The organism is Bradyrhizobium sp. MI1.3, from assembly GCF_055811695.1.
Window position 1 is genome coordinate 130,379 of sequence record NZ_JBVVPQ010000012.1, and the last position, 18,676, is coordinate 149,054.

Consider the following 18,676-nt stretch of genomic DNA (forward strand, 5'->3'; position numbering starts at 1 on the left):
CCTACACTCCAAAGCAACTTCTGCGAGTGTGACGAGATTAATGGTTCATTAACGGAATTGCAAAGGCTTAGAAACGTTAGGGTTAACCTTGCGGCCCGCAAAAACACGGGGCGCGAACGAGAGCCGAGGGCGTTGAAGAAGTGGGGCAGCGAAAGATCAGGCGATCGATCGCGAGGACACCATGACGATCTGGTCCTCAGCCCCGCGACGGCCATGCGAGGCATTGAGCAATTGGCGAATCCGGACTGCCGGCACCGGCCGGCTGAACAGATAGCCCTGCCCTTCGGTCACGGTGCCGTCGGCGCTGATCAGCTCGAGCTGATCATTGGTCTCGATGCCCTCGACCACGACGGCCATGCCGAGATCGGCCGACAGCCGCGCCACCCCGCGCAGCAGCGTCAGCGGCCGGTCGGCATCGATGCCTTCGAGGAAGGAGCGGTCGATCTTCACCTTCTGCATCGGGAAATTGTGCAGGTAGCTGAGGCTCGAATAGCCGGTACCGAAATCATCCAGCGAAATGCCCACGCCGATCGCATGCAATTGCGACAGGATGTCGTGCGTGAGCTGGGTGTTGCGCAACAGCGAGGATTCGGTGATCTCGATCTCCAGCCGATGCGCCGGCAGCCCCGAAACCTCGAGCGCGTAGCGGATTTCGCTCAAGACGTCGCGCTGGTGGAATTGCTGCGGCGAGAAGTTGACGGCGACGCTGACGCCCTCCGGCCATTTCATGCATTCCATGCAGGCGCGGCGCAGGATCCAGCGGCCGAGATCGACGATCAGCCCCATGTCCTCGGCGACCGGGATGATGTCGACCGGCGAGACCGTGCCGCGCACCGGATGATTCCAGCGCAGCAGCGCCTCGCACGTCGTGATCTTGCCGGACTTCAGATTGACCAGCGGCTGGTAGAACAGCTCGAACTCCTCATTGGCGAGCGCCTTGCGCAGATCGAGCTCGAGGATGCGGCGCGCCTCGACGGTCGCCGCCATCTCGTCGCGGAAGAAGCAGAATGTGCCGCGACCGTCGGCCTTGGCCCGGTACAGCGCCATATCGGCGTTCTTGAGCAGCGTGTCCGCGCTGACGCCCTCCGGCGCGGTCAACGCGATGCCGACGCTGGCGCCGATCTCGACCAGATGATTGTCGATGCGGTAGCGCTCGCTCAGCCGCTCGACGATCCGGCGCGCCAGCGCAGCGGCGTCCTCGGGCGAGGAGATGTTCTCCTGGAACACGACGAATTCGTCACCGCCGAAGCGGGCGACGAAATCCTCGGGGCGCAGCATCTCGCGCAGACGGTTGGCGACCGCGCACAGCAGCTGGTCGCCGCAGGGATGGCCGAGCGTGTCGTTGACCTGCTTGAACTGGTCGAGGTCGACGAACAGCAGCGCGGACAGGCGCTCGGCGTCGTGCGAGATCGCCAGCAGCCTTTCGATCTCGTCGCGGAAATGAACGCGGTTGGGAAGCGCGGTGAGGTCGTCGTAGCGCGCCAGATGCGTAATCTTGGCCTCGGCGCTGCGACGGTCGGTAATGTCCTCGACCAGCACCACCGCGCCACCGTCAGCCATCGGCTGGACAGTCCAGGACAACGACCTGTTTCGCTGCGTATCGGGATCGGCGGTGATGATCTCCTTGGCTTGCGAACTCTCGATGTCCGTGACGATCCGCTCGCCGCTCCCAGCCGAGATGGACCCGGCGCTGACGCACGCCGCGACGATGTCACGCGCGTTGACGCCGCGTTGCGCCAGACCTTCCGGCAGATTCATCATTGCGCCGAAGCGGTGGTTCATGACCGCCAGCTGTCCGTCGACGCGGAACATGCAGAGGCCGTGCGGCATGTTGTTCAGCGCCGTATCGAACTGGCCGGCGAGCGCGGCTTCACGCTCCCGTGCCACGACCGCTCCCATGAAGATTCGGTGCAGATTCACCGAGAGCTGCATGATCGCCATCAGGAACGCGGCGCTGACCAGCGCCATCGCGATGTAGTAGGGCGTTCCACGCAGTGCCAAGGCAAGCACGGCCGGACCGAAAATCAGCACGGCCTGGAGGTGGAAGATCGCAGGCCGGCCATATGCCCTGCCCGCGCCGCCCGCCGCGATTCCGGTGGTGACCGATAAGGCGATCATGTGGGCCACAGCGTCGTCGGTGGCCAGCAGGGCGGTGGCGCACCAGATGCCGATCGCAGCCGCCTGGATCTTTGCCCCGATCTGATAGCGCTTCTGCCAGCGTGCTGCCGCCTCGATGGTCATGACCGACTGACGTGCCTGATAGAGGCGCAGGTCGATCGCCCGCGCAGTCCCCGCCAGGACAAGAAGTGCGACGCACGCCCAGATCAGCGGCTCGCCCGTCCTCAGCGCGGTCAGGGCCGCACCGATCGACACGAAAATGAGTCCTGCCAGCAGCGGACCAGGCGCTTCGAACAGCGAATCGATTTGCGCCGCCGAAGTTTTCGGCGGCCGCTGTTCCGGCTCTCCGCTCTGACTTGCAAACTGCATCTGGTGTTTACGCGCGTCCTGTCTGGAGCGCAGTTTTACCGATCCGGTATGAAGTCTTTCTGAGGGAATATCGTTAAAGTCGAGTTGTTTTGAACGAGCAACAGTCGAAATAGATCAATAGAAACAAACCCATGGGAAAAGTTTGCCGAGTGCAACCTTAAAGAACAATTATCGCGGGGAAACATCGCGCCAAGTTTTCGAAAAAGGCGCGCGGTCAAATCATTGCGCATCGAGGACGGGCGGCTAGCCCGATGTCGAGGACAATAGCGGCGACCATGCGGGGTCGGAGGCGAAGCCCGGCGTCGGCACCTTCAGCTCGTTGCGGCCCGAGATGTCGACCGAGAACAGCGACGGCCCGCCGCTGCCGCCCGGATCGCGGAAGAACATCAACACGCGGCCGTTCGGCGAGAAGGTCGGGCCTTCGTTGTGGTAGCCGGAAGTCAGAAGCCGTTCGCCGGAGCCGTCCGGCTTCATCACGCCGATCGAGAACTGCCCGCCACCTTGCCTGGTGAAGGCGATGTAATCGCCGCGCGGCGACCACACCGGCGTCGAATAGGTGGCGTTGTTGTCGTCCTTGGAGAAGGAGATGCGCTGCGCCGCTCCGCCGCCCGCGGCCATGACATAGATCTGCGATCTGCCGCCGCGATCGGACTCGAAGCAGATGCGGGCGCCGTCCGGGGAGTAGGAAGGAGAGGTGTCGATCGCGGGCGTGTCTGTGAGGCGCGTGGTCGAGCGCGAGCGCAGATCCATCACGAACAGGTTGGAATTGCCGCCCTGCTGCAGGCTCATGATGACGCGCTGGCCGTCCGGCGAGAACCTCGGGGCAAAGGTCATGCCCGGGAAGTTGCCGACGATCTCGCGCTGGCCGGTCTCGATGTTGAACAGGTAGACCTTCGGATCGCCCTGCCCGAACTCCATGTAGGTGATCTCTTGCGAGTTCGGCGAGAAGCGCGGCGTCAGCACGAGGTCGGAGCCGCGGGTCAGATAGCGCACATTGGCGCCGTCCTGGTCCATCATCGCGAGCCGCTTGACGCGGCGCTCCTTCGGCCCGGTCTCGTCGACGAACACGACGCGGCTGTCGAAATAGCCCTTCTCGCCGGTCAGCTTCTCATAGATCTGGTCGGAGATGATGTGGGCGATGCGGCGCCAATATTCCGGCGAGGTGAAATATTGCTGGCCGGCGAGCTGCTGGCCGGTGACCACATCCCACAAGCGGAATTCGGCCTTGAGGCGCCCGTCCGGCTGCCGCGTCATGCGGCCGGTGACGAGGGCCTGCGCGTTGAGGGTTTTCCAGTTCTCGAATTGCGGCGCGACGTCGATGTTGCTGATGCGCTCGATGAAGGCAGCCTGGTCGACCGGCGCGAACAGGCCCGAGCGCTTCAGATTGTTGGTGATGACCTGAGTGACGCCGTTGCCAACGTCGCCGTCGGCCGGCGAGCCGGGCACGAAATTGGTGATCGCAATCGGGATCGGCCGAAACTCCGTGGGATCGATACGGAGCCGTCCCTGCGGCTGCTGGGCGAAGGCCTGCCCGCCTCCGAGCATCGCGAGCGTCGATCCGGTCAGGGTCATGAAGCGGCGGCGGTTCATCGATCGAACGTCATTCATCGCAAAATTCTTTTGTTCGGATGTCACAACATGTCTTTCAGGCCGAAAGTCATCGGAATGAGCTTCCAGCTCTCGTATTGCTGCTTCGGCATGAACGAATAGACCTGACACTGCACGATGGCGCGTCTGGCACTCTCCGCCACCGCCTGTGCGATCGACCGCGACGGCCCCCTCACCGCGACGACGATCGGCTCGGACGCGAGCGATCCGTCGATCTTCATGGGAATGTCGATGTCGGCTTCGTATTGATCCGCATCCTGCCCGTTATAGGTCGGCGTGAAGCAGCGCTTCACCGCCCCTTGGAACGCCCCCCGCCAGGTCGCAATGTTGTTGGCGGCCGTTCCGCTCGTCGATCCCAGCGAGGCCGACGCATTCAGCGTCGAGCCGGCGAGTTCGTGCCGGGTCGCCGCGCGCTTGTCGAGATCGCGCTGGATCTGCGCGGGATCGAAGCTGCGCTCCTTGGGCTTCGGCACCTGCTGCGGCTGCACCGCTGCGACCTTCTGCTCCGGCGGCTTGGGCGGCGGCTTCTTGGTTTCGAGCTTTTTCTGGAGCTCGGCGATCGGATCTTCCTTGGCCGGGTCAGGCTTTTTTTCCGGCGGCTTCGGTTCTTCTTTGGGCTTCGCCTCGGCGACGGGCTTCGGCGGCTCGGGCTTCTTCTCGACCGGCTTCTCGACGGGTTTTGGCGGCGGTTCGGGCGTCGAGTTGGTCTTGATCAGCTCTTTCTTCTCGGTGACCTTGCCGACGGCGTCTTCCTCGGGCTTGGCTTCCGCGATCTTCTCGACCTTCGGCTTCGGCTCTTTCTTGTCGCCGGTCTTCTGCCCCGACATCATCTGCGCGAGCTGGTCGGTGGAGATGATGTCGATCGGCAGCGACTCTTCGGCCGGAACGAAAGCCCTGCTGCTAAAGGTGACGAGCCCCCATCCCAGCACGAGGACGTGGAGGGCAATCGACGCAACGAGTGTCTTGTCGACCTTCACCTTCACGGTCTACCCCTGATCCGCTTCCGTGACGAGCGCCAGCTTCTTGAAGCCTGCGCCGGACAACTGGCCCATGACCTTGGCCACCGTTCCGTAATCCGCCTTCTTGTCGGCACGCAGATAGATGCGCTCCTCGAGCCCGCCGCGCGCGTCCGTGATCGCCTTCAGCTTGGGGATCAGTTCGTTGATCGCGATCTCGGCGTCGTTGATGAACACCTTGCCCTTGATGTCGACCGACATCTGGATCGGCTTCTGGTCGTTGTTTTCGAGGCTCTTGGCCTGGGTCTGCGGCAGGTCGAGCGGCACGCCGACCGTCAGCATTGGCGCCGACACCATGAAGATGATGAGCAGCACCAGCATCACGTCCACCATCGGCGTGACGTTGATTTCGGCCACGACCGGCCTACGCCGGCCACGGCGCCCACCGCCTCCGGACGAACTCGCGACGTTCATGCCCATGGTCTGGTGCCCAAATTGCCCTTCACACTATACATGCCGTCCGTCAGCCCCGCTCGTCGATCTGGCGCGACAGGATGGCTGAAAATTCATCGGCGAAGCCTTCGAGGCGCTGGGCCTGCCGGTTCACCTCGGAGGTGAACTTATTGTAGAAAATAGTGGCAGGAATGGCGGCGATAAGGCCGACGGCGGTCGCAAACAGCGCCTCCGCGATACCAGGGGCCACCACCGCCAGAGAGGTATTTTTCGACGCCGCGATCGACTGGAAGCTCGACATGATGCCCCAGACGGTGCCGAACAGGCCGACGAAGGGGCCTGCGGAGCCGACGGTGGCGAGCACCAGTAGCCTGCGTTCCAGCCGCTCGACCTCGCGGGCGATCGAGACATTCATGACCTTGTCGATGCGCATCTGAAGGCCTGCGACCGAGCGGGCCTGGCTCTCGAACGAACGCTTCCACTCTCGCATCGCCGCGACGAAGCAGGCCGCCATGGAATGCGTCGGCTTGGCCGAGAGCGTGCGATAGAGGTCTTCAATTGACTCGCCGGACCAGAAAGCCTGCTCGAAACGGTCCATCGAGCGGCGGGTGCGGGCAAACAGGAAGATCTTGTCGATGGCGATCGCCCAGACCCAGACCGAGCAGGCGAGAAGCCCCAGCATCACCGCTTTCACGATCCAGTGAGCCTGCCAGAACAGCGCGATCAGCGACACGTCCGCGGAAGCGGCAACCGGAAGGGCTGACTGAGCCACGTCGGCCGGATTCATAAGCAGTATCCTCTCAAGGCGATCGTTACCTGATGTCCCGATCTAATGTCCCGGCCAGCAAATGGCCGCCGGTTCCCCAATAGCCGCGCTAGAACCGGCGCGGCCGGCAAGCCCGCTCAAAGCCTTGTCTTTCTGGGGTGCAGGGCTCTTCCAAAGCCAGCCGCCTGCATTCCCTGCCAAGATGTCAAAACTATGGGCCCGCCCCCAAGGCTCAGACTTCCGGCTTTGGGCGCGATTGTCCGCAATTACCAGAGCCCGGCGATGGTTAATGCTGGGTTACCGCGGGCGGATTTGGCTGCCGGAAAGCGAGCGGGCGCAGGCGGTTGGCAAGCTGCCGGCCCCGGCTGTTGCTGACATCACGTTGGAGGAACCAGCCCTCGCCCGAAAAATTGTCTGGAAAATCACTTCTCGCGAGGTTTTGCCATGAGCGTCAACCCCAAGACGACCGCCGCCATCGGCGATCATCCGCTCCACCCCATGATCATCCCGTTCCCCGTCGCCTTCCTGGTCGGCGCGCCCATCGCCGATCTCGCCTTCATCGGAACCGGCGACGGCTTCTGGGCCAGAGCTGCCATGTGGCTGATCGGCGCCGGCATCGTCATGGCGCTCGTTGCTGCCGTGGCAGGATTCACCGACTTCTTCAGCGACGCCCGTATCCGCAGCCTCAACGATGCCTGGTATCACATGATCGGCAATCTCGTGGCGGTGGTGCTGGCTGCGATCAATTTCTACCTCCGCTACGCGCAAGGCGCGGAGGCTGCGGTCAAACCGTGGGGCGTGGTGCTCTCGCTGATTGTGGTCGGCATCCTCCTGTTCACGGGATGGAAAGGCTGGGAAATGGTCTACCGGCATCATGTCGCGGTGCTGGACGCGCCGGGCCAGACCAGTTCGGAACCGGTCACCCCGCATCATGGTGGCGAGAGCCGCCGCCGCGCCGCCTGAACGAGGAGTACGTCGCTTGATGACGTGAGGGCGAGTCAGGCCGCCGAGGCGGGTTCGGGGCAATTGGTCAGCCGCGCCGGATTGCCGATTGCGGTGCAGCCCGGGGGCACGTCGCTCGTCACGACGGTGTCGGCGCCGATCTTCGCACAAGCGCCGATCCTGACGTTGCCGAGAATTGTGGCGCCGGAGCCGATGAAGACGCCGCGACCGATGCGAGGCGAGCGCGCCGGCAGTTCCGTGCCACGACCGATGCTGACGTTCTGAAGGATGGTGGCGTCGTCGCCGATCGCCACATCTGCACCGATCACGATGCCGGTGGCGTGGTCGAGATACACCGATGATCCCAAGCTCGCCGCCGGATGAATGCTGACCTGCAGGACGTTGGAGGCCTCGTTCTGAAACAGCAGCGCCGCGTCGCGATAGTCGTGATGCCAGAGCCAGTTCGAGACGCGCCATGCCTGCAAGGCGACGTAGCCCTTGAAATGCAGCAGCGGCGCCAACAGTCCGGTGATGGCGGCATCGCGGAGAACAATGGCTTGTAAGTCGCAGCCGGCCACCTCGATCAGATCCGGCTGGCCATGGAAGGCGTCGCGGGAAAACGTCGTGAAGCGCTCGCGTTCGGCCGCGCTGTCGCCAAGCCGGCGTCCGATCAGATCGGACAGTGCGGCGGTAAAATCGTCATGGACGAGGATGAGTCCGACAAGAGCCTTGCCGAATATGGGGTCGGCTGCCGCTGCGCGCTGCGCCTCGTCGCGGATCTCCTGCCAGAGGGCCTCGCTCGCCGTCATCGCCGCTTCCGCCATCGTTGCTGCCTGCGGTATTTTGACGCTTCCTTTTCACTGTCGGATATAAACCGTCGGCAGCCCGCGCGCCACGCACCCCGTGACGCTACGAGCTTGCATGCCAAGCGGCCTGGATCATATATAGGCCGTCGAGTTCGCGGTCGAAGCTATGGCCTCAGGTTGACTTTGCCGCGTGCGGCCGCCTTGGGCCAGGGTTGTCCAAGCACCTCGTTCAAGACCCCGCGGTGGTCCGCCATCGCCGGGTTTTTCGTACACAGCGGCCCTCAATGCTGCCGAAGCGAAACTCGAATCTCTGTCATCCAAGGTCACGCCAATACATGTCGCCCAACGCCCCCGCCGACGACCAACACGACGACATCATGTATCCCTCCGCCCTGCCGTTCCTGCTGGTTCATCTCGGCTGCGTTGCCGCCATCTGGACCGGCATTACCTGGCAGGCCGTCGCGATCTGCGCCTCGCTGTATGTCGTGCGCATGTTTGCGATCGGAGCGGGCTACCACCGCTATTTCTCCCATCGGGCTTTTGCGACCGGCCGGGTGTTTCAGTTCATCCTGGCCTGGCTTGCGCAAAGCACCGCGCAAAAAAGCGTTTTGTGGTGGGCGGCCAAGCATCGACATCATCATCTGCATTCCGATACCGAGGACGACGTGCATTCGCCGCGTCACCGAGGCTTCCTCTATAGCCATCTCGGCTGGATTTTTTACTGGGAGCACGATGGCACCGACCTCGTGAAGGTCGGCGATTTCGCCGCCTATCCGGAGCTGATGTGGCTGCATCGCCTGGAACTCCTGCCGGCCGTGACGCTGGCTGCGCTCTGCTTCCTGGTTGGCGGATGGTCCGGTCTCGTCGTCGGCTTCCTGTGGAGCACCGTGCTGGTCTATCACGCGACCTTCTGTATCAATTCCCTCGCCCACGTGCATGGACGCAAGCGGTACGTGACCGGCGATGATTCCCGCAACAATTGGCTGCTGGCCTTATTCACCCTCGGTGAGGGCTGGCACAACAATCATCACGCCTACCAGAGCAGCGTGCGGCAGGGTTTTCGCTGGTGGGAGATCGACATCACCTATTACATCCTGAAGGTGCTGTCCTGGTTCGGCATCGTCTGGAACATGAAGTCGCCGCCCGAGCAGGTGCTGCGCAACGAGCAGCCGCTCGGCGCACGCGTCATCAACCGGGCGGCCCGCGAGCTTGCCGGACGGTTCGATGCGCAGACCCTGGCGCACGCGATCTCGTCGGCGCTACGCCGAGCCGATTTGGCCCAGTTGCAACTGCCGACGCTGCACGACATCCTCAGTCGCGCGCATGAAGGCGTCGATGCACTGACCCATCTGCATTTGCCGAAGATTCCCACCCGCGAGGAGTTTCTCACCGAGGCCAAGGCGATGTTCGCGCGAACGCGATCACTCAACGAGATCGTGGACTACGCCTACGAACACTTCCTGGAGTCGGTTCGCGCGCAGCTCGCCACGGCGCGCTGACCAAGTCTCTCCAGGCCAAGACTTTCCAGGCCAGGACATTTCCAGACGGTCGCGGCGGCCTGCCGCGCATTCCCAAAAACAAACCGCCCGCCTGCGGGTTGCGCAGGCGGGCGGCTTGGGGCCATCAGGACTTTGGGGGCATGCGCCTGACGGCTTTGAGAAGCGTCAGTCTCGAGATCAACCTTGAGATCAACCCTGCTGCTGGTCGGTCGGCGGCGGGGTCGGGCGCGTCTTGTGTTGCGCCATGAACTGGTCGAACTCTTCCTTGTCCTTGGCGTGACGCAGACGGTCGAGGAAGTTCTTGAACTCGACCTGCTCTTCCTCGAGCCGCTGCAATGTCTCGGTGCGGTACTCGTCAAAGGCGCGGTTGCCGCTCGAGGGCGGGCCGAAGCCAAAGCCGAAACCGTGGCGCTCCATGCGGCCGCGCATACGGTCCATCTTGTACTGCATCCGCTCCATCTTGTTCTGCCAGCGATCCTGGTTGCTCCAGCACGACATTCTTCTGCTCCCGAGTGTGAAAAAGAGAAGGGCAAGTCCGATCGGCCACCAGATGATGAAGCCGAGGATGGTCACGGCGATCCAGCCGGGATGCCAAGGCGTGTTGAGCATGTGGGGGCGCTCGTAGTGTTGGTCCGAAGGGCCGCGCCATCGATTGACATCAGCGGTGTAGGCCATTTCCCTCTCCATGACGGCATCAGCGCCGTTGTGAATGTAAATAACATTTACATAGGTAGATCATCCCGCGATTTTGTCAAGCCGACCGCCTGACAGGGCGAGGCAATTATTTGGGTAACTTTATTTCGGCTTGCCCCAGGGACCACCGGGCGGCACGCCGGAACCGGAGGATGCCTCCGGTGGCACCGGCGGCGGCTCGGCGCTTTTCGCCGGAGGACGGCGATCGGTCGGGAAGCCGAGACCGCGGAGATAAATCAGCACCTCGGCTTCGAGCAGCTCGTCCGGCGACATCGGCAGCTTTCGACGCGCGGCATCGCCGCGGGAGAACAGCGAGGCCACGCCATGCGCCATCGACCAGATGTGCAGCGCCATCATCATCGCCGGAGGCCGCGGCGTGCCCGGCGGCGCCAGCGCGGCAAGCCGCTCCGCCGCGGCACGAATGACGTTGAAAGCACGCTCGCTAGCGGCCTGTAGCGCCGGATTGACATCCACCGGCACGCCCGATTCGAACATCGCGTTGTAGAACGCGGGCTCCTCGCGGGCGAAGGCGAGATAGGCCCTGCCGACACGCTCGAACGCCGTGACGGTGTCGGGCCGTCCGTCGTCCCAGGCCGCGGTCAGGCGCGATTCGAACTGCTCGAAACCGCGCTGCGCGATCGAGGACAGCAGTTCGTCACGGTCGCGAAAATGCCGGTACGGTGCCGCCGCACTGACGCCGGCCATGCGCGCGGCATCGGCAAAGGTGAAGCCGGCCGCGCCCTTCTCGGCGATCAATCCAAGGGCGGCCTGCAGCAGGGCTTCCTTCAGATTGCCGTGGTGATAGCCGCGCTCGGCGCGGCGCGTCTCCTTGCGCCAGCTCATGTGAACGACCTTTACATGAGCTGGGCAGGAAGGTCACTAGCGGCGACGGGTTGATCAGCCCGTATTCTCCCCGGTCCGGGGCAGCGGCCGAAGCCCTAGCCGCCAGGGATCGGCAGCACCGGCATGATCTCGACGCGTTCGCCGGGGAAGATCGTGAAGTGCGGGTGGTTTTCGAACATCTTCGCCGCGGCTTCGTGCGAGGCCGCACGCACCACGGTGAAGGCGCCCATCTCGTTGGCGATGTCGGCGAGGCCCTTGCCGTCGACCTTCTTGGTCTTGCCGAGCGGCCCGCCCATGGCCTGGATCGCGCCTTGGTGCTTTTCGACCCAGCCCTTCCAGGCCGCCATGCCCTCCTGCTCCTTCGCCTTGCGCTCGGCCTCGGGCATCGCATCCCATGCGGCCCATTTGGAGCTGGTCTTGCTGCCGAGGAAAACGGCGAGATAGGTATCGGTGCTCATCGGTTCTCTCCTTTGCTGATGGATAGACAAAGCTGCGGCTATTTCTTGAGGTCGCCGAAACCGGCGGCGGCCTCCTGCACGTCAGGCGGAAAGTCGCTCATCTCCTGCACCTGACGGATCTCGATGATTTCGTTCGGTGCGGCCGGACACCGCCTGGCCCAGGCGATCGCCTCGGCACGCGATGCAACCTCGATCATCCAGTACCCGCCCAGGACCTCCTTGGCCTCGGCGAACGGGCCATCGGTCACGATGGGCTTGCCGGCCGCAAACGAGACGCGCGCGCCCATCGAGGGCGGGTGCAGGCCGTCGAGCGTGATCAGCACGCCGGCGTCGTTCAGCACCTCGTTGTAGCGCATCATCGCAGCGACCCGCTCGGGATCGAGCTGAACGTCGGGCGCTGCGGTCTCGTAGCCGAGCGGGATCATCAGCATCATGAATCGCATGGAGGTTCCTTGCTTGCTTAGTCGCCCTTACCCAAGACGAGCGAACCCTGACGGAACCGACAGCGTGGCGACAATTATTTAGCGCGCCTGCGGCAGGAAACGCCCGTCCTGCCGGGCAGCGCCGAAATAAACCTCGATGCGGCGAACCTTGCCGCCGGCGAAGGTGAAGAACTCGGTGTTGCGAAAGCTCCTGCCATCTGTCGCCAGGCAGAGATAGGTGACGAAGGCCTCGTCACCTTGGACGACAATCCGCTCGATGTCGTGCCGCGCAATCCAGCCGGTGTCCCTCCAGCAACGCTCGAAATAGGCCGCCTTGTCGAGGTCCTCGTCGAACGGGCTGGTGAAGCGGAAATCGTCCGCCAACGCGTCGGCGACCCGTTGCCGGTCGTTGTCGAGATATGCGGCGAAAAGGTCTCGAATCAGGCGCTCGTGATCGTTGGACATTCCGGGTCTCCCTGGCAATGATCCCCTGGAAGACGATCCATCGAGGACCGTCCCGACATCGTGGCTTCGAGTTAAGGCCTTCCTCGTCGGAACGAAAGCGAAGTAAAAGAGGCTCGCGCTCGCGCGATCTTTCATAAGGACCGATCAGCCAATGCCCCCTACCCCGCACCGCGTTGCCCTCGTCACCGGAGCCGCGCGTGGCATCGGGCTTGCGACCGCGAAGAAGTTTTTGACCGAGGGCTGGCGGGTTGCGTTGCTCGACATCGAGGGCGAGCTGCTCGGCCGCGCGGTCGCCGAGATCGGCCGGGACGAGGCCACGCTGGCGCTGACCTGCGACCTCTCGGACGCAGCCGCGGTTGCCGCCGCGATGATGTCGGTCGAAAGGCGGTTCGGCCGGCTCGACGCGCTCGTCAACAATGCCGGCATTGCCGTGTTCGCGCCGCTGATGGAGACGTCGGAGACCGATTGGCGGCGCGTGCTCGAGGTCAACCTCACCGGCCCGTTTCTCTGCACCAAGGCGGCGGTGCCGCTGATGCGCGACGGCAATGGCGGCGCCATCGTCAACATCACCTCGATCTCGGCGGTGCGCGCCTCGACGCTGCGCTCGGCCTACGGCACCAGCAAGGCGGGCCTCGCGCACCTCACCAAGCAGCTCGCGGTCGAGCTTGCGTCCTTCAACATCCGCGTCAACGCGGTCGCACCGGGACCGGTCGACACCGCGATGGCGAAGCAGGTGCACACCAGGGAGATCCGCGCCGACTACCACGACGCCATCCCGCTCAACCGCTACGGCCTGGAAGAGGAACTCGCCGAAGCGATCTACTTCCTGTGCTCGGAACGATCCAGCTACATCACCGGACAAATTTTGGCCGTCGATGGCGGCTTCGATGCGGCGGGCATCGGCCTGCCGACGCTGCGCGGCGAACGGCGGAACGGGTAGGCACGGCGTAGGTTGGCCTAGCGAAGCGTCACCCACCTCTTCTCGTCGGCCAATCCTACGGACTCGAATTCGCGGAGGCTTCATGCGACGCGTCACCTTCCTCAGGGCTTTGATGCTCGTATCCGCGCTGCTCGCCGCCACGCCTGCCTTGGCCGAAATCCGCATCATCCAGTCGCCCGGTGGACAGGTCGGGCCGTTCCTCGATTTGTTCGAGAAAGTGCGCGAGAGCGGCGAGCGCGTGGTGATCGACGGTCCCTGCCTGTCCGCCTGCACGCTGGTGCTGAGCATCGTGCCGGGCGAGCGGATATGCGTCACCAAGCGTGCCGTGCTTGGCTTTCATGCGGCGCGCTCGGTCGACCGGCGCGGACGCTTCTACGCCGAGCCGGAAGCATCCGATGCGGTGCTTGCGGCCTATCCCGGCCCGGTGCGCGACTGGATCAGCCGCCGCGGCGGCCTCTCGTCGCGGTTGCTTCTGTTGAAGGGACGCGACCTCGCCGCGATCTATCCGCGCTGCCGGTGACGATCAGCGGACGCAAGCGCCCGCCAAATCGCGCCGGTCACCTGCTTCGTGAGGCCTAATAAAAACTCTGGATCAGCTGGGTCAATTCCATGCTCGCGCAGATGAGCATACCCCAAAGTGCAAAGTTGATCTGCAGCGCCGCCGCCATCGGTCGCTCCCCTTCCAAGTCCGCCCGCCCCAGTTTTTAGAGTTTATGACGAAATAAATAACGATTCTGCCCCGGAGTTCACAGCCTAATATTGCGCCAGTTGTTGTGCGATGCGGTCCGCATCATTTCACGAAGCGGCCTCACTGCTCTCGCAATGTGGTGCGACACTAAAATTCATATTCGGCCGTGTCGGCCAGGCGTTTCCCTTAGGTTCCATTTGAGCGGTGCGACGCAAGCTTCGGCAAGCGAATTTGGCGCGTCGCATACAACACCCAAGGGTTCGGCATGATGCGACACGGCTTTGTCTTGCTCACGTTTTGCGCAACGCTCATGGGATGCGTGGTCGCGCCTGCTCAGGAACGCCGTCCGATCGCATGGGACGGCCTCGGTCAGGATCCGAACCGTCCCTACGTCATCAAGCGTCGCGTGGCGACCCAAGCTCCCGCGGCGAGTGATCCGAATCAGGAGCGAGAAAGAGTCCTCGGCACCTTGCGCCCGTACTCCGCGGCGTGGTGGGCAATCCATGACGAAATCGAAGCGGAGAATGACAAGCAGCTCGGGACAAAGCTCGTGATCTGCCCGCGCTGCGTTCCCTCCTCCCAACCACCGAGCAATGACGTGACCGGATCGATCCGCTGAGGCGGCATGCGGTCGATCGGCACATCACGCAACGTCTCATGCGCGCCCCTCTCCGCATCGTCAGGGAGAGGGGATCGCCGCTTGGCGCGTCAAGCGATCGCGGCTGTCACATTCCCTCGGCCGGGCAGTTCACCATCCAGGGAATGCCGAACTTGTCGACGCACATGCCAAAACCCTTGGCCCAGAAAGTCTTGCTGAAGGGCATGGTGACGGTGCCGCCGTCGGCCAGCGCGTTGAACTTGCGCTCGCCGTCCGCGGGATCCGCGACCGTGAGCGAGATCGAAAAGCCCTGCGGCTTGTGAAAATGCTCGCCTGGTGCGTCGGAGGCCATCAGGACGCTGCCGTCTGGCAGCGACATCCGCGCATGCATAATGATCTTCTCGCGGCCGGGCGTGGCGGGCACCTCCGGCGGCGCATCCGAGGCGCGCATCATCGCATCGATCTTGCCGCCCAAGACCTTGGCGTAGTAGTTGAACGCCGCTTCGCAGGTGTCCTGATAGAACAGATAGGGATTGAGCATCGTTTCTCTCCGTTTTGCTTTCATTCGGGGTGACGGCGCTACTTCTCGGTGAGCTTCTTCAGGCTGGCCAAGCCCGCCTCGAAATCCTTGCCGATCATGTTGTCCATGTTGATGAACACCTGCATGACCTTGGACAGGAACGGCGCCGGACCGGACATCGCCCACGTGACCAGTGTGGCATCGCCTTGCGGCACAAAGGTGAACTCGGCGGTGTTGTGGCCTTCGAAAGGCCGCTCGAAGTCGAGCTTGATCCGGAGTTTTGACGGCGCACTCGCCTCGAGGATCTCCATATGGCCGGCGCCGACATTGTTGTTCCCGTCCCAGGCATAGGTCGCGCCCTTGCCCGGCGCAGTTCCGCCGAAGCTGCGCTTCATCGCGGGGTCCCGGCCCTCGTAAGGTGACCAGGCGGTCCAGCGATGGAAGTCGGCGACCAGCGGATAGATCGCATCGGCGGGCGCCTTCACGGCGAGGCTGCGTTCGACGCGGAAGGTGCCGGATTTCGTCAATGCGAAGACGAGGACACCCGCGAGTCCGATAGCGAGCACGACGGCGATGATGGCAATGGCTTTCAGCATGAATGGCTCCCTGGATACGCTCCTAGGACGAAGGGAGGGGACCGGGCCCGACAAGGCGAAGCGAAAATTTTTGCGATGCCCGAAGCAGGCGCTCCCTACTTCACCTTGGCGCCTTCGACCTTCGCGCCCTGCCTGGCGCCGCCATTTGCGCCGTTCGGCTGGCTGTCGCGGATCAGGCGATCGAGATGCATGCGGATGTGAGCGGCTTCTGCGGACGTGTTGGCGAGGGCGATGGCGCGGTCGAAGGCGATGCGGGCTTCGTCGTTGCGGCCAAGCTGCATCAGGAAGGCGCCGCGCACGCCGTAGAAATGGAAGTAGTTGGCAAGCTTTGGCGCCAGCGGCTCGATCAGGTCGAGCGCGGCTTGCGGTCCGCGCACCTTGGAAACCGCGACCGCGCGGTTGAGCGTCACCACCGGCGAGGGCTGCACCACCTCCAGCGCGCCATAGAGCAGGTCGATCTGCGCCCAGTCGGTCTCCTCGGGCGTCGCCGCGCGGGCATGCAGCGCGGCGATCGCGGCCTGGATCTGGTAGGGCCCGCTGCGGCGATGGCGTATCGCCTTGTCGATCAGCGCGAGGCCTTCCGCGATCATGGTGCCGTTCCACAGCGAACGATCCTGGTCATCCAGCAGGATCAGCGAACCATCCGCGGCAAAGCGCGAGGCACTGCGCGCATGCTGCAACAAGATGAGCGCCGTGAGCCCCATGATCTCCGGCTCGCTCTGGAACAGCCGCAACAGCAGCCGCGCCAGCCGGATCGCTTCTTCGCACAGCGGCTTCCTGATTTCGGCGGTGTCGCCGCTCGCCGAATAGCCCTCGTTGAAGATCAAATAGATCATCGCGGCGACAACGGCGAGCCGCTCCGCGCGCTCGACCGCGCCCGGCGTTTCAAACGGCGTCCCGGCCTCCGCGACCTTGGCCTTGGCACGCGTGATGCGCTGCTCCATCGCCGCTTCCGACACCAGGAAGGCGCGCGCGATCTGCTTCACGGTCAGGCCGCAGACGATACGGAGCGCCAGCGCGATCTGCTGCGTCGCCGGCAGCCCTGGATGGCAGCAGATGAACATCAGCCGCAGAATGTCATCGCGGTAGTGCGAGCCGTCGAGCCGCTCCGCGAGCGCGCCCTCGGCGTCGTCGAGATCGGAGATCGCCTGGTCGTCCTCCGGCAGCGGCTGCTGCTTGCGGGTGCGGCGCACCTCGTCGATCGCAACGTTGCGGCCGACCATGATCAGCCAGGCCGCGGGGTCCCGCGGCGGCCCGTTCTGCGGCCATGTCTTCAGCGCGCGCAGGCAGGCGTTCTGGAATGCCTCCTCGGCGGTGTCGAGATCGCGGAAATAGCGCAGCAGCGCGCCGACCGCCTGGGGGCGCGCCGAGGTCAGCGCGGTCTCGATCCAGGCGGTATCGGCCTCGCTCACGTCAGATTTCCTCCGGGCCTGAACACGCCCACGGGCCGCACTTCATAGGCGCCGCCGGGATTGGCGGCGCCGAGGTCGCGCGCAACGTCGAGCGCCTCGTCGAGGTTTTTGCAATCGACGATATAGAAGCCGAGCAACTGCTCCTTGGTCTCCGCGTAGGGGCCGTCGAGCACCAGCGGCGGGTCCTCTTTACGCAACGTCGCGGCCGCGGTGGTCGGCAGCAACCGCGCCACCGGACCGAGCCGGCCTTGGCTCGTGAGCTTCTCTTGCACCACGGCGAGCTTCTTCATCACGGCTTCGTCCTGGTCCTTGCTCCAGGAGCCGACGAAGTCCTCGTCGTGATAGCAAAGGATCGCATAAAGCATGGGCAGTACCTTCCCTGACCTCTTGTTTTGAAGACGATCCAATATGCCTCGCCCCGACAGGGCTGCGGAAAAAATTTGCAAGAAAAATCCGGAAGATCGTGCCAAGGAGGGCCCTCAAAAACGGAACCTATAGAGGCACTCGAATGACCGTAGGCACACTGGCCGTCCTGATCAACAGCACGCAGCAAAACTGGCTGCCGGAGCGCTGGAAGGCCCGGTTCGACGCGGTCTGCGGCGGCCGCCGCGTCGTGCTGCTGCCCGATGCCGGGCTCGATCCGGCCGAGGTGCACTATGCCGCGGTGTGGAAGCCGGTGCCGGGCGACCTCGGCTCCTTCCCCAATCTGCGGGCGATCTTCAATCTCGGCGCCGGCGTCGATGCGCTGATGGCGGACAAGAGCCTGCCGAACGTGCCGCTGGTGCGTGTCGCCGTGCCCGATCTGACTGGCCGCATGACCGAATACGTCGTGCAGCACGTGCTGATGCACCACCGCCAGGAGCTTTATCTGCGCCAGTCGCAGCGCGAAAAGCGCTGGGAGCCGACCTATCAATGGCCGGCGAGCGCCGTCACGGTCGGTGTCATGGGACTGGGCACGCTCGGCGCCGACGCGGCCGATGTGCTGCGGCGGCTTGGTTTCCGCGTCGCCGGCTGGAGCCGCAGCCCGCGCACCATCGCGGGCGTCGAATGCTTCCATGGCGCCGGGCAGATCGATGCATTCCTGCGCACGACCGATATCCTCGTCAGCCTGTTGCCGCTGACGCCTGATACACACGGCATCCTCAACCGCGATGTCTTCACCAAGCTCAACCGCAAAAGCCCGCTCGGTGCGCCCGTGCTGATCAACGCCGGCCGCGGCGGCCTTCAGAACGAAGCCGACATCCTGGCCTGCCTCGACGACGGCACGCTGGGCGCCGCCTCGCTCGACGTCTTCGTGCAGGAGCCGCAGCCGGCGGACAGCCGGTTCTGGACCCATCCCAAGGTGCTGCTGACCCCGCACAACGCCGCCGACACCGACGCTGACGCGATCTCGGCCTATGTCGCCGAGCAGATCGCGCGGTTCGAGGCCGGTGGCGTGCTGGAGAACGTGGTGGACCGGGCGCGGGGGTATTGAGACCTCACGTGCCATCGAGCCCGTAAAATCACTGATCGTCGGCCGGTATC

Annotated in this window: 21 protein-coding genes; 6 read left to right on the top strand and 15 right to left on the bottom strand. The window is 64.0% G+C overall.

Going from position 1 to position 18,676, the window contains the following annotated elements; translation table 11 throughout:
- Positions 1-156 precede the first annotated feature (156 nt).
- The 5 genes from AC0L3A_RS11730 to tolQ form a co-directional block, all read right to left on the bottom strand.
- Positions 157-2,487 (bottom strand): putative bifunctional diguanylate cyclase/phosphodiesterase, encoded by a 2,331-nt coding sequence (locus tag AC0L3A_RS11730; RefSeq protein ID WP_007596307.1) that lies wholly within the window; start codon positions 2,485-2,487, stop codon positions 157-159.
- A 243-nt stretch (positions 2,488-2,730) separates the two neighbouring features.
- Positions 2,731-4,077: a Tol-Pal system beta propeller repeat protein TolB gene (gene tolB, locus AC0L3A_RS11735; RefSeq protein WP_007596313.1), complete on the bottom strand. Its 1,347-nt coding sequence runs from the start codon at positions 4,075-4,077 to the stop codon at positions 2,731-2,733.
- A gap of 41 nt (positions 4,078-4,118) precedes the next feature.
- Positions 4,119-5,078 (bottom strand): hypothetical protein, encoded by a 960-nt coding sequence (locus AC0L3A_RS11740; RefSeq protein ID WP_007596315.1) that lies wholly within the window; start codon positions 5,076-5,078, stop codon positions 4,119-4,121.
- 3 nt (positions 5,079-5,081) lie between these two features.
- The gene (gene tolR, locus AC0L3A_RS11745; protein ID WP_007596316.1) at positions 5,082-5,531 is read right to left on the bottom strand and encodes a protein TolR; all 450 of its coding nucleotides are present in this window, start codon (positions 5,529-5,531) and stop codon (positions 5,082-5,084) included.
- 43 nt (positions 5,532-5,574) lie between these two features.
- Positions 5,575-6,291, bottom strand: coding sequence for a protein TolQ (gene tolQ, locus AC0L3A_RS11750; protein ID WP_007596319.1), 717 nt, complete (start codon positions 6,289-6,291; stop codon positions 5,575-5,577).
- 423 nt (positions 6,292-6,714) lie between these two features.
- Between tolQ and AC0L3A_RS11755 the strand changes: the two genes are divergently transcribed.
- Positions 6,715-7,233 (top strand): DUF2231 domain-containing protein, encoded by a 519-nt coding sequence (locus tag AC0L3A_RS11755; RefSeq protein WP_007596320.1) that lies wholly within the window; start codon positions 6,715-6,717, stop codon positions 7,231-7,233.
- Positions 7,234-7,268: 35 nt separating this feature from the next.
- Here AC0L3A_RS11755 and AC0L3A_RS11760 read toward each other — a convergent pair whose 3' ends face one another.
- A complete protein-coding gene (locus tag AC0L3A_RS11760) occupies positions 7,269-8,036 on the bottom strand; it encodes a serine acetyltransferase domain-containing protein (protein ID WP_007596321.1) in 768 nt (255 codons plus the stop codon).
- Between the two features lie 317 nt (positions 8,037-8,353).
- On the opposite strand from AC0L3A_RS11760, the gene AC0L3A_RS11765 reads away from it, so the two are divergent.
- Entirely contained in the window at positions 8,354-9,517 is a 1,164-nt protein-coding gene (locus AC0L3A_RS11765) for an acyl-CoA desaturase (protein ID WP_473254391.1), read from the top strand.
- 189 nt (positions 9,518-9,706) lie between these two features.
- Here AC0L3A_RS11765 and AC0L3A_RS11770 read toward each other — a convergent pair whose 3' ends face one another.
- The 5 genes from AC0L3A_RS11770 to AC0L3A_RS11790 all read right to left on the bottom strand — a co-directional run bounded on the left by AC0L3A_RS11770 (position 9,707) and on the right by AC0L3A_RS11790 (position 12,398).
- Positions 9,707-10,192 (bottom strand): DUF2852 domain-containing protein, encoded by a 486-nt coding sequence (locus tag AC0L3A_RS11770; protein WP_007596323.1) that lies wholly within the window; start codon positions 10,190-10,192, stop codon positions 9,707-9,709.
- Positions 10,193-10,312: 120 nt separating this feature from the next.
- Complete coding sequence (locus AC0L3A_RS11775; RefSeq protein ID WP_007596325.1) at positions 10,313-11,053, bottom strand: TetR/AcrR family transcriptional regulator; 741 nt, start codon at positions 11,051-11,053, stop codon at positions 10,313-10,315.
- 95 nt (positions 11,054-11,148) lie between these two features.
- Positions 11,149-11,511, bottom strand: coding sequence for a YciI family protein (locus tag AC0L3A_RS11780; RefSeq protein ID WP_007596326.1), 363 nt, complete (start codon positions 11,509-11,511; stop codon positions 11,149-11,151).
- 38 nt (positions 11,512-11,549) lie between these two features.
- Positions 11,550-11,954: a YciI family protein gene (locus AC0L3A_RS11785; RefSeq protein ID WP_007596329.1), complete on the bottom strand. Its 405-nt coding sequence runs from the start codon at positions 11,952-11,954 to the stop codon at positions 11,550-11,552.
- Positions 11,955-12,032: 78 nt separating this feature from the next.
- On the bottom strand, positions 12,033-12,398 hold the full coding sequence (locus AC0L3A_RS11790) for a nuclear transport factor 2 family protein (RefSeq protein ID WP_007596330.1): 366 nt from the start codon (positions 12,396-12,398) through the stop codon (positions 12,033-12,035).
- Between the two features lie 151 nt (positions 12,399-12,549).
- Between AC0L3A_RS11790 and AC0L3A_RS11795 the strand changes: the two genes are divergently transcribed.
- The 3 genes from AC0L3A_RS11795 to AC0L3A_RS11805 all read left to right on the top strand — a co-directional run bounded on the left by AC0L3A_RS11795 (position 12,550) and on the right by AC0L3A_RS11805 (position 14,645).
- Positions 12,550-13,338, top strand: coding sequence for an SDR family NAD(P)-dependent oxidoreductase (locus AC0L3A_RS11795; protein WP_473254392.1), 789 nt, complete (start codon positions 12,550-12,552; stop codon positions 13,336-13,338).
- A gap of 82 nt (positions 13,339-13,420) precedes the next feature.
- On the top strand, positions 13,421-13,858 hold the full coding sequence (locus AC0L3A_RS11800; protein ID WP_007596334.1) for a hypothetical protein: 438 nt from the start codon (positions 13,421-13,423) through the stop codon (positions 13,856-13,858).
- 433 nt (positions 13,859-14,291) lie between these two features.
- Positions 14,292-14,645, top strand: a complete 354-nt coding sequence (locus tag AC0L3A_RS11805; protein WP_007596336.1) for a hypothetical protein — start codon at positions 14,292-14,294, stop codon at positions 14,643-14,645.
- 106 nt (positions 14,646-14,751) lie between these two features.
- Here the strand turns inward: AC0L3A_RS11805 and AC0L3A_RS11810 are convergent, their stop codons facing one another.
- The 4 genes from AC0L3A_RS11810 to AC0L3A_RS11825 form a co-directional block, all read right to left on the bottom strand.
- The gene (locus tag AC0L3A_RS11810) at positions 14,752-15,165 is read right to left on the bottom strand and encodes a VOC family protein (RefSeq protein WP_007596337.1); all 414 of its coding nucleotides are present in this window, start codon (positions 15,163-15,165) and stop codon (positions 14,752-14,754) included.
- Between the two features lie 38 nt (positions 15,166-15,203).
- Positions 15,204-15,740, bottom strand: a complete 537-nt coding sequence (locus AC0L3A_RS11815; RefSeq protein ID WP_007596338.1) for an SRPBCC family protein — start codon at positions 15,738-15,740, stop codon at positions 15,204-15,206.
- 95 nt (positions 15,741-15,835) lie between these two features.
- Complete coding sequence (locus tag AC0L3A_RS11820; RefSeq protein ID WP_007596339.1) at positions 15,836-17,152, bottom strand: RNA polymerase sigma factor; 1,317 nt, start codon at positions 17,150-17,152, stop codon at positions 15,836-15,838.
- Positions 17,149-17,517, bottom strand: a complete 369-nt coding sequence (locus AC0L3A_RS11825; RefSeq protein WP_007596340.1) for a YciI family protein — start codon at positions 17,515-17,517, stop codon at positions 17,149-17,151. The genes AC0L3A_RS11820 and AC0L3A_RS11825 overlap by 4 nt, the downstream gene beginning before the upstream one ends.
- Before the next feature lie 143 nt (positions 17,518-17,660).
- On the opposite strand from AC0L3A_RS11825, the gene AC0L3A_RS11830 reads away from it, so the two are divergent.
- On the top strand, positions 17,661-18,626 hold the full coding sequence (locus AC0L3A_RS11830) for a 2-hydroxyacid dehydrogenase (protein WP_007596341.1): 966 nt from the start codon (positions 17,661-17,663) through the stop codon (positions 18,624-18,626).
- The last annotated feature ends 50 nt before the right edge of the window (positions 18,627-18,676 follow it).